The 18,181-nt window shown below is 70.2% G+C and carries 8 protein-coding genes; 6 read left to right on the forward strand and 2 right to left on the reverse strand.

Annotated elements, in window-relative coordinates:
* Positions 1 to 165: 165 nt before the first annotated feature.
* Positions 166 to 3,876 carry an nSTAND1 domain-containing NTPase gene (locus AOK17_RS45075; protein WP_055618454.1) on the reverse strand — a complete coding sequence of 1,237 codons (3,711 nt, stop codon included), beginning with the start codon at positions 3,874 to 3,876 and terminating at the stop codon, positions 166 to 168.
* 233 nt (positions 3,877 to 4,109) lie between these two features.
* Here AOK17_RS45075 and AOK17_RS45080 point away from each other — a divergent pair, with 233 nt between their 5' ends.
* The 5 genes from AOK17_RS45080 to AOK17_RS45100 all read left to right on the forward strand — a co-directional run bounded on the left by AOK17_RS45080 (position 4,110) and on the right by AOK17_RS45100 (position 10,664).
* A complete protein-coding gene (locus AOK17_RS45080) occupies positions 4,110 to 5,381 on the forward strand; it encodes an acyltransferase family protein (RefSeq protein ID WP_079053654.1) in 1,272 nt (423 codons plus the stop codon).
* 147 nt (positions 5,382 to 5,528) lie between these two features.
* A complete protein-coding gene (locus AOK17_RS45085; RefSeq protein WP_055618455.1) occupies positions 5,529 to 5,828 on the forward strand; it encodes a hypothetical protein in 300 nt (99 codons plus the stop codon).
* A 154-nt stretch (positions 5,829 to 5,982) separates the two neighbouring features.
* A complete protein-coding gene (locus AOK17_RS45090) occupies positions 5,983 to 6,339 on the forward strand; it encodes a hypothetical protein (protein WP_055618456.1) in 357 nt (118 codons plus the stop codon).
* 459 nt (positions 6,340 to 6,798) lie between these two features.
* Positions 6,799 to 10,293, forward strand: coding sequence for a CHAT domain-containing protein (locus AOK17_RS45095; RefSeq protein WP_245697797.1), 3,495 nt, complete (start codon positions 6,799 to 6,801; stop codon positions 10,291 to 10,293).
* Complete coding sequence (locus AOK17_RS45100; protein ID WP_055618458.1) at positions 10,290 to 10,664, forward strand: hypothetical protein; 375 nt, start codon at positions 10,290 to 10,292, stop codon at positions 10,662 to 10,664. Before AOK17_RS45095 ends, AOK17_RS45100 begins: the two co-directional genes overlap by 4 nt.
* A gap of 334 nt (positions 10,665 to 10,998) precedes the next feature.
* Here AOK17_RS45100 and AOK17_RS45105 read toward each other — a convergent pair whose 3' ends face one another.
* Positions 10,999 to 14,397 carry a S8 family serine peptidase gene (locus AOK17_RS45105; RefSeq protein ID WP_055618459.1) on the reverse strand — a complete coding sequence of 1,133 codons (3,399 nt, stop codon included), beginning with the start codon at positions 14,395 to 14,397 and terminating at the stop codon, positions 10,999 to 11,001.
* Between the two features lie 360 nt (positions 14,398 to 14,757).
* On the opposite strand from AOK17_RS45105, the gene AOK17_RS45110 reads away from it, so the two are divergent.
* A complete protein-coding gene (locus tag AOK17_RS45110; RefSeq protein WP_055618460.1) occupies positions 14,758 to 18,111 on the forward strand; it encodes a tetratricopeptide repeat protein in 3,354 nt (1,117 codons plus the stop codon).
* Positions 18,112 to 18,181: the final 70 nt, after the last annotated feature.

Genomic DNA, 18,181 nt, shown 5'->3' on the forward strand with positions numbered 1-18,181 from the left:
CTCCCGGCCGCCCGCCCAGGGCCACCCCGCCCGGCCCCTCTCCAGAACTGCGACGACTGCGACCGCGCATTCCGAGCCCCGACACCGGGCCGCTGCCGGGGCTGCAGCGTGGCCCACCAGGCCCTGGCGGCAGCGGCGTAGGAAACGAGCCCCCCAAGTGAGGTCCTATCGCGCGGCCGGCCGGCAGCCGGTTTCAGTGGACTGGCCGTGGAGGTAGCGGGACTGTTCCAGAGGGGTGAGGGAGGTGTCGATGGCCTGGCAGATGTTGCGGATTGCGTCGGCCGGGTCGGGCAGGTCGACGTTCCACAGGCCGACGGAACTGCCCGTGGCGACGGCCAGGGTTTGTCCGTCCGGGCTGAACGCGACTGCTGCGAGCGAGCGGGTCGGCAGGGTGATTCGGATCTGGCTGGTGGCGAGGTCCCACAGCTGGGCTCCTCGTGCGCTGCCTGCGGCCAGGGTGCGTCCATCGGAGCTGAACGCCAGCGACGCCACCTCACCGCCGACACGGAAGCTGTCTTGCAGCTGGCCGGTGCGCGCATCCCACGTCTTCACGACTCCGTTGCTGCCGCTTGCCGTGGCCAGGGTGTGCCCGTCCGGGCTGAACGCGAGCGACAGCAGGCCCCCGTTCGGCTTGATGGAGTGCTGTGTGCGGCCGGTTGCGGAATCGAGCAGCGTGACCTGTTCGTCGCCGGCACCGATCCCTGCGACGGCAAGTGTGCGGCCGTCCGGGCTGAACTCCAACGTTCTGATGGATCGGCCGTGGCCGGTGTGGACGGTGTGCAGTGCACCGGTTGAAAGATGCCAGATCCTGACCGACCCCTTCCCGCCGGCGATGGCGAGCCGCGTCCCGTCAGGACTGAGGGCCGCCCTGCTGGTGCCCAGGGCACGGCTTTTGAGGAGACGGCCCGTGGCGACGTCCCGGACCTCGATCACCCCACCGTTCCTTACGGCCCTGACGGCCAGGGCGCGCCCTGTCGGGCTGAATCCCACAGCTCCGAGGCGCCAAATCGGGAAAGGCAGCTGCTTTCCCCGGAGTGCCAGGTCGGTGTCGAGCGCCAGTGTGGCTTCGTGATCACCGGTTCTGGCATCCCAAAGCCGTACCGATCCACGGCCGGGCGGACCTTGATGAACCGTTGCCACCGAGCGTCCGTCCGAACTGAATGCCATGTCGTCGACGGACGTGCCGGCACGGCCACGCAGAGTGGCCTGCGGTAGGTCAGCGGCAAGGCGGTGAACGCGGACGGTGGGGTTCAAGTTGCCGGTAACCAGGGTGCGGCCGTCCGCACTGAGGGCCACTTTCATGGCCCCGTGTCCGTGATGCCCGGCGGCCACGGTGGCCTTCGCCGTGCCGGAGGCGGTGTCCCAAAGTCGTACCGTGTCCCCACGAACAGGGATGGCGAGGGTCCGCCCGTCCGGGGCGAAGGCCACCTTGCGCCACCCGATGGGACCATCCTTGATCGTGCGCCGGACGATGCCAGTGGCCGTCTCCCGCAGTTGCACCGAACCGTCGGTACGGACATCCGCGTATGTCCGGCCGTCAGGGCTGAAGACCACCGCCTCGCCCTCGCCTTGGCTGTCGTGGGCGGTTCGGGTGCGGCCGGTGGCCACGTCCCACACCCGCACCCGTCCGTCGCATACCGCTGCGACGGTACGTCCGTCAGGGCCGAAGGCGACCGCCTGCGCGTCGAACTGGCTGGTGAAACTGCGCTGTGTGCGGCCGGTGGCCACGTCCCACACCCGTACAGCCCTCGCGGAGGAGGCGGCCACGCTGCGACCGTCGGGGCTGAAGGCCATCCCGCGTACCGAGCCGTCGGGGACGGCGATGGTTCTGAGTTCCTTGCCGGTAACCGGATCCAGTAGCCCTATCATCCCCTCGGCACCACGGACGCCGGCGACAGCGAGGGCGCGTCCGTCAGAGCTGAACGTCGCGACTTCGCCGCTGTCGTAGCCGGCGAACGTGTGTCGGAGCTGCCCTCCGGGCAGACTCCAGATCCGCACCTTGCCGTCTCGGCTGTTGGCGGCGACGGTGTGTCCGTCCGGGCTGAGGGCGATGGAATCCACGGGCTTGGTGCCACCGGTGAGGCGCTTGCGCAGTGGTAGGGCCGCGGCGGCATACAGGGCGGCAGAGGCTTCGCGGGTCGGGCTGGTCCGGTAGGCGTGGACAGCGAGCAATGAGGCGAGATCGGGTTCGGAGTCCAGCAGTGCACCGGACTGGGCGGCCAGTTGCCGGGACTGGGCGAGGTGTTGGGCGGTGACCGCGCTCTGCCGCTGCCACATGGCGAGGCCGGCGGCGACGAGGGCGAGGCACAAGGCGGCGGTGACCGCGGTGAGCACCAGCCGGTAACGGCGACGGCCCTTCTGTTCGTGGTTGCGGCCGGCGTCGAGGAAGGCGTGCTCAAGGTCGTTCAGGTCTTCGCGCGGTGCGCCGCCGAAGTGCTCCTGGGCGGCGGCGAGCCGGCTCCCCCGGTACAAAGCGCCCTCTTCGCGCCCCAGTTCCTGCCAGGCTCGGGCCGCTTCGGTCAGGTTCCGGTGCACACGCAGGCGTTCGCGGTCCTCCTCGATCCACCCGCGCAACCGGGGCCAGGCCGTGATCAGGGCCTCGTGGGCTATCTCGACCGTGTCGCCGTCCAGGGTGAGCAGCCGCGACCCGGCGAGTGCCTCCACCACCTTGGCGGTGTCATCCCGGCCGGTGCCGGGCAGTTCCGCATGCTCGACGGGACGGCGGGTGTCAGGGGCGCCGTCCCCAGGGGCGACCAGGCGCAGCAACACCCGGCGGGCGGAAGACGCCTGATCTTCGGTGAACCGGCCGTAGACCTGCTCGGCGGTCTTGGAGATCGCGCCGTCCAGGCATCCGGCCGCCTCGTACCCGGCCATGGTCAGTGTCTTGCCTCGGCGGCGGCGCCAGGTCTCCAGCAACGCGTGGGACAGCAGCGGCAGCCCGCCAGGTGCGTCGGCGACTTCCTTGACCAGCCGGGTGGTGAGGGCGCGTTCCACGGTCAATCCGGCGGCCGTGGCCGGCTTGACGACGGCGTCGCGCAGCTCCGCCTGGCTCATCGCTCCAGCCAGGAGGTTGGCATCGCGCAGTGCCTCGGCCAGGTCACGGTGCTCGGCGCAGCGGCCGTAGAAGTCGCCGCGCACCGCCAGCAGCACCCGCAGGCGGCTCTCGGGCTGCCGGGCTGTCAGCAACAGATCGATGAAGCGAGCGCGCTCGGCCGCATCGTGGCAGAGGGTGAAGACCTCTTCGAACTGGTCGACGATCACGAACGTGTCCGCGACGGTGCTGTCGTCGCGGGGAATTGCGGGTGCGAGGAGGAGCGCGTGGCTGCGGGCCGGGCGTTCGCCCGGGGTGAGAATCCGGATCGCGGCCGGACGCAGGTCCGGCTCCTGAGTCTGCCGGAGGGCGGGTATCAGGCCGGCCCGCAGCAGGGATGACTTGCCGCTGCCGGAGGGGCCGAAGACCGCGGCGAACCGCCTACGACTCAGCAGGTCGACCAGGTCGGCGGTGAGCCGTTCCCGGCCGAAGAACAGGCTGCTGTCTCCGGTCTCGAATCGTGCCAGGCCACGGTACGGCGTGAGTGATCCGTCATCGTCTCGGAAGCCGTCACCGGCGGACTCCTCCACCGCCGCCTTCCACCGGCCCTCCCACTCCGCCAGGTCTCCACCGCATGCCCCCACGTAGGCCAGGGCCACCGGCAGCGTCGGCAACTGCTCGCCCGCCGCTGCCTGGGAGAGCGTGGTCACCGAGTAGCCCGCCCGCTGGGCCAGCGACCGGTAGGTGATTCCGGCTGCCTCCGCCCTCAGCTTGCGTAACTCGAACGCGAACCGCTGCACCGGACCCGCCGCCGGATCCACCGGCCCTTCGCGACGCCCCGCCACACCTTCACCCCCTCCGGCCGCCCCTGCATCAGAGCGGGCAGCCAACCCATGCGTCTCCATGACATCAGAAGGGTTCGCGCACCCCGTCATTGTTCGGCCGCCGGATCGGTACTGCCGAACAATGCTCCGGCCGCTGAACTCGGTGATGTGAACAGCGCGGCCTGCCTTCCGGCGCCGGCATCTGCCTCACGACAACGCAACGAACACCTCACCGAAGAGGACGCCGCCCACGCATGGAATCCCCACCTCTCGTCCCCGCCTCACCGGCTCGTTCGCCATCCGTTGCATCGCGATTACTCGATGCCATCGCGACGGCAGCTCCGTCGCGGTTGGGCTGGCTGGACGCGTTGCGCGGTATCGCCGCACTCGTCGTGGTCTTCGACCACTCGTCGTACACCTTCATGGCGGACTTCCGGCGGGAGTTGATGCCGCAGTTCAACACCAGCCGCTACGGCATCATGGTGTTCTTCCTGGTGAGCGGCTACATCATCCCCGCGTCGCTGGAGCGCCGGGGCTGTGTCCGGACGTTCTGGATCGGACGGATCTTCCGCGTGTACCCGCTGTGGGCGGCTGTCGTCACGGTGCTCCTTGCCCTCAACTTTTTGGGCATTGCGGAGACGCGTGACTTCGGTCAGCAGAGTGTGGGCGCAGTGGCTGTCGCCCACGCCACCATGCTCCAGGAGTTACTGGGGACACCCAATCTCCTGCTCATCCTGTGGACGCTCTCGTATGAGATGGCCTTCTATCTGCTGGTCGTCGCGCTCTTCACGGTCCGGCTGCACCAGCGGTCGGCGGCGGTCGCCGTCACCCTGGCCGTACTGGCCGCCGTAAGCGTGGCGGCAGGGGTCACGCTGCAGGCCTCCGCCCTGTCCGACCTGGTCGGCACCGGCCCGCTCATTGGGCTCGCCTCGGGCGCCCTGGCCGTCGCGATCTGTTGTGCGAGTTCCGGGTCACCCGCGCTTCGCGTGTTCGGCGGGGTGCTGGGCGGGGTGTTGGCGCTCGTCCTGGTCCCGCTCAATGGCACGGTCCCGCTGTGGGAGGGCCTGATCATCCTCGCCGTGATGTTCCTCGGCACCGCCGTCTACCGCGCCGAAAACGGTCAGCACACCTGGCGCTGTGCGGCCGGCACTGCCGCCACGGTTGTCGTCTGTGCCGTGGGGAGCGCGTACTGGTACGGCGACGACGACCACTTCACACGGCGCGGCTGGATCGTCGCATTCCTGCTGGCTGTACTCACCTTCGGCGCCGGACTGTTGTCGCGCCACCGGCGCATACCGCGCCTCCTGACCGGCTTGGGAACGATCAGCTACTCGGTCTATTTGGTGCATCCGGTGCTGCTGGCGGTGATCGACAACACCATCGGCCGACGGCGGCAGGACAATCTCGCACTGCAAGTGGCGTTCTTCACCGTGCTGCTGCCCCTGTGCCTGCTGACCCACCGTTACATCGAAGCGCCGAGCCAGACCTGGGGCCGCAGGTGCGCACGCCGCGTGCAGCCACCGTGACGAGCACCTGTGTGGCACCACCCTTGCGGTGCCACACAGGCGAGGATCGCAATTGGGCACCTACTTGCCGAAGTACGAGCGAGACACCGCTTCTGTCGGTGGCCCTCCCGGAGCCGGTCGCGTTCGTGGCTCCTGCTAAACCCAGGCATGGCTTACAGATTCACGGCTCGTGCGATAGCTGCAGAGGTCGATCACGCCAACGACGTCATGCAGGCGGGTGTCGCCGAGGACGACAGCGGCGAGGGCGTCCGCGAGGTGTCCCTGTCGGACAACGTGCTCGCTGTGTCGCTGGACCCTGCTTCGTTGGATGACTTGGAGTTGGAGAAGGCGGAGATCGAGGCGTTGCTCGACGCTCCGGAAGAGGACATCGAGCGGCTACGGGAGGTGCTTGGGCAGGTGCTGGCGTTCGGGCGCGAGGATGCCCGTCCTGAACGTGTCGATCTCTAGCTCTAGGCCTGGCCCTCGGTCGTGGCGAATCACGAGATTCGAGGGGCCGTAGTCACCCATGGCCGGCTCCGATGACGCCAAGTCGCCCCGGAAATAGGAACATCACGTCGGCGCGGGCCTGACGGTCACCGCGCGAGTGGGGAAGACTGGACAGATGGCTCACGACCCCGGCGGACTCCTGTTCGTAGCGCTCGGTCTCGTACTTGTCGCCGTCGGCTTCGTTTGGCGAGGACGTGTCCTGCGCCCCCTCTCGGTGAAGCGGGCCCAGGCCGCCGCGATCCGAGACCGTTCCAGGAACCTGCTGTGTTCCGCGGACATGGCGATCGCCGAAGCACGCCGCCGGGCGGCTTCCGGCGAACCGGCCATCGTCACGGTCGGGGACGTGACCAGTGTGGCCCGCCGGCACTACGGGCACCTCTTCGTGGAGCGCGAAGAGGCAGCTGCCGCCCTCCGTCAGCGCTTTGAAGCCGCCGAGTGCCGGGTGGACTGCATGACCGACGCTTTCAAATGACTGACTGACTGCCTGCTCGGCGAGTGCTTGATGCCAGGGGTGCCGAAGTGTCACGTGATCGGTGGCCACTCTGGAATAGCTCAATGAGCGTTTCCAACCTCACACTGACGCGTGGTGAAGGACGAGGACAGCCTTCACGACGTCGGTGATTCGGTTGGTGCCGCAGCGGAGATTTCGTAGGAGGCGCCGGCTTTTGAGGGTGGCCAGCACGCGTCTCCGACCTGCTGCGCCGCCTTCCGCAGCAGTGTCCCGGTGCCGTGCATACAGCCCGCGGTCTCCGGCGCCTCATGGTGGACGAGGCAACAACTGCGGAACGGACCACATCAGATGGCTGACCGCCATACGGGCCCTCGATGGCGTTCTGCGACGATAAGATGACGCATGGTTACTGGGCTGGTTGTGGACGCCAATGGGTTTGAGCTGGTCGTTGATGGCCGGCGGGTTGGCCCCCGTAGGACGTTGCAGGCCACTGATGTCGACCTGCTCAATGCCCTTGCCAGCCGGTATGTGGACGCCGTGCGTTACGGCTCCAAGGACCAGGCGCTGCTCGCGGTGGGACGCGAGTTGTATCGGTGGCTCGACGGCGATCTCGGCCAGTTGACGCGCCTGCTCGATGAGGCGTCGGCGCCGACGGTGTTCGAGGTCCGGGCGCCGGTGAGGCCGTCCGGAGCGGCGTGGGCGCTGCTGCGGGCCCCCTATGAGCTGCTGGCCGCACCCGAGGGCAGGTTCCTCGCCGAGGCGCCGAAGCTGTTCGCCGTGGCGCGTCGGCTCGGTCAACCGAACCCGGCGCCGGATCTGGACGGGTACCGGCTCGGGGTGGCGTTCATGGCCTCGGCACCCCGGGGCCAGCACGAACTGGACTTCGAGGCCGAGGAGATGGCCATCCTCAACGCCGTCGGGGGGTCGAGCCTTGATCTCGCCGTCGAGGACTCCGGCAATCCCGAGCATCTTGGCCTGCGTCTGTCCGAGCTCGGCGGGATGCCGGTGGTTCATCTGTCGTGTCACGGGCTGCACAACTGGCGCCCGGGGCCCGACAAGCCCGCCACCCCCGTCCTACTGATGGAAGATGATCTCGGAGGCGGGTATCCGACGAGCGCGGACGCGCTGGTGGGTCTGTTGACCCCTCGGCCGCGGCTGGTATTCGTGTCGGCCTGCCTGACCGCGACCGGTGCCGACGTGACCGGGCATGTTCCCGCCGGCGCCGGCCACCGCGGCGGCCCGGCAGCCGAGCCCGGCGTGTCGGTGGCGCACTCGATGGCCACCGGGCTGGTGGCCGCCGGGATTCCCGCGGTCATCGGCTGGGACGGCTCGGTCAGCGACCAGGCCGCCACTCGTTTCGCCGAACACCTGTACCGGCAGCTCAGCCGCCGTGTCGAGGTGGCCGAGGCCGTCGCCGGCGCCCGCCGCCACTTGCTGGCCTGTTCCGATGAGCGCCAGCGCGCCGAATGGCACCTGGCGCGGCTGTGGCTGGGGCCGGCAGGTGGCGGCCCGCTGGTCGCGGGAACCCGCAAACGCCAGATGGTGCCCCCGCACCACGTGACCAAGACGTTCCTGGACCGCAAGCACCAGCTGCCGGTCGCGGCTGCGGAAATGTTCGTCGGCCGCCGCCCGGAAATGCAGCACACGCTGCGGGCCCTGCGCGGCGGGCAGAAGGCTGGGGTTCTGCTCCACGGGCAGGGCCGGTTGGGCAAGTCGAGCCTGGCCGCCCGGATCGCCGACCGTCACCCCAATCGGGCCGTCGCGGTCGTGTTCGGCGACTACACCCCGTCGGCGATCCTCGACGCCATCGCCGACGCCATTACCGCCAACCCCGATGCCCGTTCCCTCATCGAAGCGAGGCGCGTCGAGGTCCTCCAACACCCAGACCGCCTCAAACCACTGCTGATTGATCTGCTGGCCGGACCGTGCGCCCAGAGACTCGACAGCGTCCGCAAACCCCTCCTGCTGATCATCGACGATCTCGAACAGATCCTGACCGCCAACCCTGACGGCCCGCACCGGCTCGACCCCGAGCACGCCACCGTGCTCGCCGACGTGCTCTCCGCGTTCGACCCGGCCATCACCGACAGTCGAATACTGGTCACCAGCCGCTACATATTCACTCTCGACGGGCTGGAGGCCCGGCTGGAACCGGTCCAGTTGCAACCACTGTCGTCGGCGGCCCAGCGCAAGCTCCAACACCGTCAGCAGGACCTCGCCCCGGCCGGGTACCGAACCCAGCGCGCCGACCTGGCACAGCGGGCTCTGGACGTCAGTTGCGGCAACCCCGGTCTGCAGGACCTCATCGGGCTGCGCCTGGTCTACAGCAGCCAGGTCGACCAGGCCCGCGCCGAGGCCGCCGTCGCCGGCATGGAGGCCTACCTTCACCAGGGTGACCCCCCAGCCGACAACTCCGACATCGGCGAGTTCCTGGAGAACCTGGCTCTCGACACCCTCCTCGACCAGGCCGGGCCCGCCCACCGCGACCTGTTGCGGGCCTGCACCCTGTTCACCGTCCCGGTCCCGCAACCCGTCATCGACATCCTCGCCACCGCTGTCGGCGGATCGGCGTCCCGCCTGTGCGGCCTCGGGCTCTTTGACGCCTTCCCCGACCAGCACCGCCCCGAATTCCCGGCCTTGGCCGTCAACGCCCTTGCGGCCGGACGCCTGGCCCCCCTCACCCCCGACGAGCAGGCCGCTCTCGCCACCGTGGCCGCCGAACCGCTGTACGCCCAGTGGGGCGGCGCCATACCCCGACCCGCCCGCGGCAGCGACCTGGACCTGCAGCTGACCCGACTGGCCCTGGCCGCCGACAACCCGACCATCACCGCCGACTGCGCCGCCGAAGCTGTGTCCGCCCTGCGGCAAGGCTTGGCCTCTACCGCCGCCGAGCTCGGCCACCACGCGATCACCCTCCTCGACCGCCACAACCACGAGGTTCCTGTCCCCCTGCTACGGGCCGTCGCCGACGCAGCCGTCACCAGCGGCGACGGCGACCACGCCGACACCCTGCTCCACCGTGCCGTCCAGCAGACCGGGACCAGCGACGAGCAGGCCAACCCGGCCGACCACGCCGCAGTCCTCTTCGACCACGCCAACCGCCTGATCACCCGCGGCGAGGTCGACCAGGCCGAGGACCTGCTCCACCAGGCCCGCCAACTGTTCACCGACGCCGGTGACACCCTCTCGGTCGCGGTCACCTGGGGGCAGATCGCCGACATTCTTCAGCAGCGGGGCGAGGTGGAGGAGGCGTTGCGGATCCGCCGCGAGGTCGAACTGCCGGTGTACGAGCGGATCGGTGACACCCTTTCGGTCGCGGTCACCTGGGGGCAGATCGCCGACATTCTTCAGCAGCGGGGCGAGGTGGAGGAGGCGTTGCGGATCCGCCGCGAAGTCACCCTGCCGGCGTTTGAGCGGATCGGTGACACCCGCGAGGCCGCGATCACCTGGGGGCAGATCGCCGACATCTTCCAGCGGCGGGGCGAGGTGGAGGAGGCGTTGCGGATCCGCCGCGAGGTCGAACTGCCGGTGTACGAGCGGATCGGTGACACCCGCTCGGTCGCGATCGCCTGGGGCCAGATTGCCGACATCCTCCAGCAGCAGGGCAAGGCCGACGAGGCCCTCGAACTGCAACTCAAGCGCTTGGAAGTCAACGAGCAGCTCGGCGACATGGAAGGCATCGCGGCAGCCAACTGGGACCTTGCGCAAATCGATCTGAGTCGCCAGGATCTCGCCGCGGCGGCACCGAGGCTGATCACCTCGTTTCAGCTCTTTTTGAAGCTTCAACGGCCGGATGGCATCGCGGTCGTCGGGACTGTCTTGGGGCAGCTTCTGCTGGCCGCCGGTGAACGCAGGCGGGCCCGACAGATGTTTCAGACGAGCCGAGCCGCTGCCGCCAAGATCGGTTTCACGAAAGCTATTGACCAGCTTGATGAGCTACTCAAGGCCACTGAAGAGGAAATAGGGGAATCATGATCATTGAGTTTGTCGGAGCGGACGTCGAAGCCGCCGGAAAGAGCGTCGCCGCGTTGACCTCGAGCTGGGGCTACCAACCCGAACCAGCTCCGACAGCGCAACCGGCCAACGATCCGGACACCAAGGGCGTCGATCCCGTCGCGGTGACGTCCCTGCTCGTGTCCATTCCATCGGCCATGCTCGCGGTCGCGGAAATCGCCGACCGCATCCGCAAACGGCGCCGCGCCGGCGAGCTCATCGAACGCGCCCAGCAGCTCACGGCTCAGCAGGCGGCAGTACTGCTCGTACGTGAAGACGGCTCCGTCGATCTTGCCACTCTCACCCCCGACCAGCTTCTGGACCTCATCGCCGACGAACCTTCAGCAACCTGACCCCAGGGAACCCAGCCCGACGGCCCGAATCCGGGCCGCCCGGCCCGACGAACCCAGGACCGCGACAGCCGCAGGAGAAGGCCGTGTGTCAAGGAAATGGAAGCGCCGCCACAACACCACCCACGCCTAGATCCGCTCCCTCGGCGAGCGGGCCATGCTCACTCTGAAGGACTGACGCCTCCTGCGAAAGTTCCGCTGCAGCACCAACCGACTCAACAACGTGGTGAAGGCCGCCCTTGCCTTTCACCACGCCTCAGCAAGAGGTTGGAAAACGCTCAATGGCCCGCCGGAGCATTGAGCACCGGCGGACCATTCAAGGCATGCCGCGTTCTTGCTACTCGCCGAAGTACGCGTCGTACACCGTCACCGACGACCTGTTGCCCTGCTTGTCGGTGATGTTGGCCCGGAAGGAGATGGATTTCGTCTTCGCCGGGTTCTTCACCGTGATGCTGCCGTTCTTGACGGGTGTCTTCCTCCAGGTCGTGCCGCCGTCGTAGGAGGCGTACACCGCCAGCGACTTGAGGTTGCTGCCCGCCGCCGCGCCCTGGACTGTCACCGGCACCACCGCCGTCCTGTCGGCGGGAGCCCGGCTCGTCAGGTCCGTCTCTGGAGTGAAGCGGGCCGTGGAGATGGGGAGTTGGGTTTGGGTCGTTGACGTCTCGCTACGGAACGTCCAGCTTGCGTCGACTCGGGTTGAGGTGGTGGCGAGGGCCGGGTCCCTGCGGACCGACGTCGTCAGGCGGTAGTCGGCCGCCTCGGACGGGACCGTGAATCCCTCGCCGTTGCCGTCCAGGGCGTCGGAGTTCTCCGTGAGCCGGACGCCGTTGCGGTAGAGGGTCGTCGTGACAGCGGAGTATCTCGTCCAGCCCGCATGCCCGTCGTCGTCCGCGTGCAGGGGAAGTTCGCCGGTGATCGTGTCGCCGTCCCTGGAGATGCCCTCGGCCCCGCTCAGGCGCGGGCCCAGTACGCCCGCGTTGAAGCGCGTCTCGTACGCGGCTCCCCCCTTGAAGGCTCGTGGCTCGTCGAAGGCGTAGTACGACTCGGTGGGGGCGGTGCCCTCCTCGTCCGGGGTGCCGTTCTGCTCGAAGGCGAGGTCCCACTTGGTGTTGTCCGGCGTGGAGAGGTGGACCGTGCGGGTGCGGGGGAGGTCCAGGGGGTCGGTGATCGGGGAGATGCCGCCGAGCTCCGGGAAGTAGCCGGCCACGAAGACGCGGCCCTGCTTGCCCGGTGCCGACGCGCCCATGCCGACCTTCAGCGTGGCGAGGTCGGCCGGGCGGAGGTGCCTGCGGTAACCGGTCGCGAGCTTGCGGGTGTTGCCGCCCAGCATGACGTCGTACTCGGTGTGGGTGCCCTTGTGCCACACGCCGATCCACTGCTGGTTCAGCGAGCCGGTGGTGACCTCCGGACCCAGGTGCGCCGTACGGAGGCTGTCGAACGAGTCGACGTCCACGCCCGTCTCGATGTTGAAGTCCTCACCCGCGTACCAGTACCTCGGCGCAACCCACGTCGGTCTCGCCGCGCTGTCCGGCACGGTGATGTCGACCGGCTTCGCCGTGCGCGCGTCCGCCGTCACCGTCATGTCGCCGGTGACGTCCAGCCGCGGCTGGACCAGCCAGTCCGTGCCCGTGCGGGAGTCCTCGGGGTTCTCGGAGATCGTGGTGTCGAAGAGGTAAGTCCCCTTCGGGAGGCGGACATTGACGGTGCCGGACGCGTCGTGCGGCTCGCGGTAACTGCCGCGCGCGTCACCTGTGATGCCGGACAGGAACGACCAGTAGTCGGGCGTCGGCCGCCCGTCCCGGCCCACGAACCTCAGCGTCACGTCGTACGCCTCGGCCTCCCGCTTCACCACCGCGGCGGTGCGTACGGACTGGCCGTCTCCCGTCGCCACGACATACGCCGAATACGTGCCGTCCAGCGTCCCGCCGAGCCTCGTGTCCGTCGTCAGGTCCACCGAAGCCCTGTCGCCCGCCGGGACGGTCAGCGTCCTCGCCCCGAGCGTGAAGAAGCCGGCCGGGGCCGGGTCGCCCTTCGGGTCGGTCCCCGTCGCGGAGAGGCTCAGCGTGACGTCCGTCGTACCGAGATTCCTGTACGTGATCTCCTTCGCGACCGGGGTGTCGTCGGTGTGCGGCCACTGCTGCTCGCCGAAGTTCACGGACACCGGCTCGGCGACCACCGTCTGTGCGAGGGCCCGGTCGACCGCCACCCGCCCCGAACCCTGTTGGTACGGCCGGTAGTTGGTGCCACCGATCGTCGAGGCTGTCAGCGCGCCCTTGAGTTCGACGTACGTCCAGTCCGGGTGCCGTTGCTTCAGGATCGCGGCGGCGCCCGCCACATGCGGGGCCGCCATCGACGTACCGGAGATCGTCAGGTAGCCCTCCGGATTCTGGCCGACCTCCTGCTCGATGACGCTGCCCGGCGCCGCCGCGGCCGTGATGTCGACGCCGGGTGCCGTGACGTCCGGCTTGATACCGCCGTCGCCGACGCGCGGCCCCCGGCTGGAGAACTCGGCGAGTTTGTCGTCGCCGTCCACCGCGCCCACGGTGAGCGCGGACTCCGCGCTGCCGGGGGAGCCGATGGTCTGCTCACCGAACTCGCCGTCGTTGCCCGCCGACACGGCGAAGAGGATGCCCTTGTCGGCGGAGAGCTTGTCGACCGCCGTCTCCAGGGGGTCGAGGCCGGGGGCGTCGCCGCCGCCCAGGCTGAGGTTCACGACGTCGGCGCCCTGCTCGGCGGCCCACTCGATGCCCGCGAGGATGCCGGAGTCGTCTCCGGAACCCTCGTCGTCGAGCACCTTGCCGTTCAGCAGTTCGGCGCCGGGCGCGACGCCCTTGTACGCCCCGGCCGATTTGGCCCCCGTACCGGCGGCGATGGACGCGACATGCGTGCCGTGGCCGTAGCGGTCGGTCGCGTCGGGGGACTGGGTGAAGTTCCTGGCCGCCACCACCTGGTCCTTGAGGTCCGGGTGGGTCGCGTCGACGCCCGTGTCGAGGACGGCGATCCGGACGCCCTTGCCGTCGTACCCGGACGCCCAGGCCTTGTCCGCGCCGATCTGGGGGACGGACTTGTCGAGGCTCGCCCTGCGCACGCCGTCCAGCCAGATGTGGGCGATGCCGGCCGCGGTCCGCAAGCCGCCGCCCTGCGCGGGTGCCTCGGTGACCGCCGCCCACAGGTCGGCGGGGTCCCGCGTGCTGACGGCCTCGGCGTTCAGCGACTTCAGTGTGCGGCGGACCTCGGTGTCGTCCGCCGCGCGTACGTCCGACTTCGCGGCCCTCGCCGCGCCCTCGTAGCCGACGATCACCTTCAGGCCCCGCCCGTGGGAGGCCCGGACCGCCTTCCGGCTCAGCTCGGTGATGTCGAAGAGCCGCCGGTCGAGCCTGCCCGAGGCGATCAGCCGCTGCGCGTCGGCCGGCACGACCAGCGAGTGGCCGGACTCGGAATCCGTGAGCGTACGGATCGCGATGTGCTCACGGCCTTCCGCGCGCTCGACACCGAGTACGCGGCCCTTCGCGTCGACGGCGACCCGGTCACCGGTGATGAGCGTGACGCGATGCGCGACCGGTTCCTTGGCTGCCGGGACCTTCGCGGCCGGGCTCGCCCCGACCGTCGTGGCCTTCCCAGCCCTCCCGGCCTCCCCGGCCGCCGTGGGTCCGCCCGCCGACGCCGGGCCGGTCATGCCCGCCGTCAGTGCCACCGTGGCCGCCGCGGCGACCGTGGTGGCGTACGCCCTCTTCATCCGTCTGTTCAAGTCTCCCCCTGGAGATGACAGCAGTTCCCCGCGAACTCGCTTTGCAGGGACGGAAGTTGGTACCTCCTCAGGGACGTGAGTGGTCAGGCGGACAGTTGCGTCCCGGGGGGAAAGTCCATCGCGGGTACCGCTCGGTCCAGGTCGGCGGTACCTGAGAGGGACCCGCTCGCTGCCCCCTCCATCGGACGACGGGTGACCGGAGGGTGGATGACGGGAGACGGATGTGAGGAAGGGGCACCCCGCCTGCCAACTCCTAGGTCAACTCCGGCAGCCTGAGCCAGACTGGGACCCGGACCGGACCAGAAGCGGGACCAGAGGCGGGACCGGGAGCGGCAAGGAGGCGGACGGGTGGCGCAGGCAGGACCGTCGAGGCAGGAGCTGATCCAGCAGGGCAACCGTGCCGGATTCGTCGGCCGGGACACCGAACGGGCCGTGTTCCTGCGGAACTTCGACCTCCGGCCCGGCGACCCCGGACAGCGCTTCCGCTTCCATGTGCACGGCCCCGCGGGCGTCGGAAAGACCTTCCTGGTCCAGGAGTTGCAGCACCTGGCACGCGAACGCGGCGCCCTCACCGCGTACGTGGACGAGCATGCCGGAAGCGTCCCGGAGGCACTGTCGGAGATCTGTGAGCAATTCGCGGGCCAGGGACGGCGGTTGAAGGACCTGGAGCGGCGGCTGACCGCCTACCAGGAGCGGCGGCACGAGGCGGAGGCGGCGGCCCTCGCCGCGCTCGCCGGCGGCCCCGCGCCCGAGCCGGAGGCGGCGTCGGCCGGCAGCAGGGCCGCGGTGGGGCTGGGCCTCGCCGCCGTGGAGGCCACCCTGCCGGGCGGGAGCCTCCTCACGAGCGCCCTCCCGGCGGACCGGCTCGCGCTGAGCGCCGACCGCCTGCGGGCCGGCCTCGGCGCCCGCTTCCGCAACCCCGACGACATCGAACTCGTGACGTCGCCCGAGAAGGTGCTCACGCCGATCCTGCTCCGCGAACTGCGCGCTGCCGCTTCCTCCGCCTCCGCCTCCGCCTCCACCTCCGCTTCCGAGTGGATCGTCCTGTTCTTCGACACGTACGAGCGGACAGGCCTGTTTCTCGACCCGTGGCTGCACGAGATGATCACGCGTGGCACGGCGGACGGCGGGCTGCCCGCCACCGTCGTCGTGGTCACCGCCGGGCAGCGCCCGCTGGATCTCGCCCGCTGGAGAGGCCTGGACCCGGTCGCGGACGTGCCGCTCGCGCCGTTCACCGAGACCGAGTCGCGCCGGCTGCTCGCCGGGAAGGGGGTCGTGGCCGAGCCGGTCGTCGAGGAGGTGCTGCGGCTCACGGGTGGCCTGCCCGTCCTCGTGTCGACGCTCGCGAACAAGCGCCCCGGCGACCCGGACGCCGTGAGCGACCCGAGCGCCGGCGCGGTGGAACTGTTCCTGAAGTCGGAACCGTCCGTCCGCCGCAAGGTCGCCGGGATCTGCGCCCTGCCCCGGTGGCTCGACGCCGACGTCTTCCGGGTCCTGGTCGTCGACCACCCGGACGACGAACTGGACGCGCTGTACGACTGGTTGACCGCGCTGCCGTTCGTCGGCGAACGCGGGCAGCGGGTGCAGTACCACGATGTCGTACGGGCGCCGATGCTGCGCAGGGAGCGCCGCAGGTCCCCGCGCGAGTGGGCCGGGCGGCACCGGCGGTTGGCGGAGGCGTTCGCCCGGTGGGGCGACGACGTCGGGGCCGGCCGGGAGCCCGAGGACCTGTGGGAGGACGAGGAGTGGCGCGGGCTGCGCCTGGAGGAGACGTACCACCTGCTCTGCGCCCGGCCGCCCGCGGCGCTCGGCGAGGCACTGCGGTCGCTGGTGAAGACCTGCCGTGAGGACGTGGTCGCCGGCCGTCGCTGGGCGCGGATGCTGGCGGAGGCGGGCGACGCGACGGACAACGCGGCCCTCAGGGAGTGGGGCCGGGAGCTGGGCGAGGCGCTCGCCGACGACGAGACCGGGGTGGCGGGAGCGATGGAGCTGCTCCTGGCCCGGCCGGGGCTGGACACCGGCGGCCGGGCGATGGCGCACACCATGCGGGGCAGGGAACTGCGGTACGGCGGGGAGTACGGGCGGGCCCTGGAGGAGTACGCCCGGGCGCTCGAACTCGATCCGGAGCTGGCCTGGGCCCACTACGGCCGCGGCTTCACCCACCGGCTGATGAACGACCTCCCGGCCGCGCTGGCGGCCTTCGACCGGGCGGACGAACTGGCCCCCGACACCGGGTGGATCATCTCCGAGCGCGCGGAGACCTATCGGCTCTCGGCCCGTTTCGAGGAGGCCGTCGCGGATTTCGACCGTGCCGTCGCCCTCGACCCGACCAACGACGAGGTCCTGACCGGGCGGGCCGTCTGTCGACAGGCTCTCGGGCGGTACGACGAGGCGCTCGCCGACTTCAACCGTGCGCTGAGCATCGACGGGGAGTACGTGTGGGCGCTGGTGCGCAGGGCCCGGCTGCGCCGCACCCGAGGGGAGCCGGACGAGGCGTTCGCCGACTTCGACCGAGCGGTCGCGCTCGCGCCCGACGAGGCCTGGGTCGCGTCGGAGCGGGGTGACGCCTACCGGCGCGCCCGCCGCTACGAGGAAGCCGTCACCGAGCTCGGGCGGGCCCTCTCCCTCGAACCGGACTACGCCTCGGCCCTCGCCAGCCGCGGTCAGGCCCTCCACGAACTGGGCAGGTACGAGGAGGCGTTGGCCGACCTGGACCGTGCGGTCGAGCTGGAGCCCGACTACTCCTGGGCGCTGGTGATGCGGGCCCACGCGAAGCACGAACTGGGCGACCCGGCAGGCAAGTTCGAGGACCTGCGGCGAGCCGTGGACACGGATCCCGACGACGGCTGGACCAGTCACGAACTGGGCGTGGCGTACCGCGACTCGGCCCTGTACGAGGAGGCGGTCACCGTCTTCCGCCGCATACTGGAACGCAGCCCGGACGACCACGCAACACTGGCCGGTCTCGGCGGGACCTACCGCGACATGAAGGACTACCAGGAGGCCCACCGCCACCTGGACCGCGCCCTGGAGCTGAGCCCGGAGTACGGATGGGCGTACGTCTCACGCGCCCGGGCCGGCCTGGCGACCGGCCGGACCGAGCGGGCGCTCGCCGACCTGGACCGGTGCGTCGAACTGGGGACGGAGGAGGACTGGGCCCGCCGTACGGCCGTCGAGCTGCTGATGCTGTGCGACCGCTGGGACGAGGCGTCGGCGCGGCTGGCCGACGCGGACCGCGCGGCGGCGCCCGACGACGACCTGGACGACCTGCGCGTCGAGGCACACCTGCACGCGGGGCGGTGGACGGAAGCCCGCCGACTGGCCGAGCGGATACGCGAGACGGAACCGATCTCCGGCACCTTCCAACTGGCCGTGACCGTCAGCAGATCCGAAGGCCTGCCCGCCGCCGAACCCCTCTGGCGAGAGCTGGCCCGGACGATCGAGGAGGGCGGCGGACTGGACGAGTCGGAGCGCGCGCAGGGCCGCTGCTTCGTCGGCTGCGCCCTCGCCGACTGGCCCGCCGCCGACCGGGGACTGGCCGACTTCCTGGCCACGACCCCCGACTGGGACGACCTGGCCAACCTGACCGCCGTCCTCACCGACGTACTGGAAAGCCCCGGCTCCGACCGAGCCCGCGTCACCGCCCACCTGACGGAGGCCACAAGGGCCCGAGACGAGATCCAGGCGCGCTACGCCTCATGAGGGCCGGCCGGTCAAGGCCCCGCTGGAGGGCGGGCTCGGCCCTTCAGGGGTTTTAGGGGCGCGGGGAACT

Origin of the sequence: Streptomyces phaeochromogenes (genome assembly GCF_001418655.1) — a bacterium.
GTDB classification, from domain to species: Bacteria; Actinomycetota; Actinomycetes; order Streptomycetales; family Streptomycetaceae; genus Streptomyces; species Streptomyces phaeochromogenes.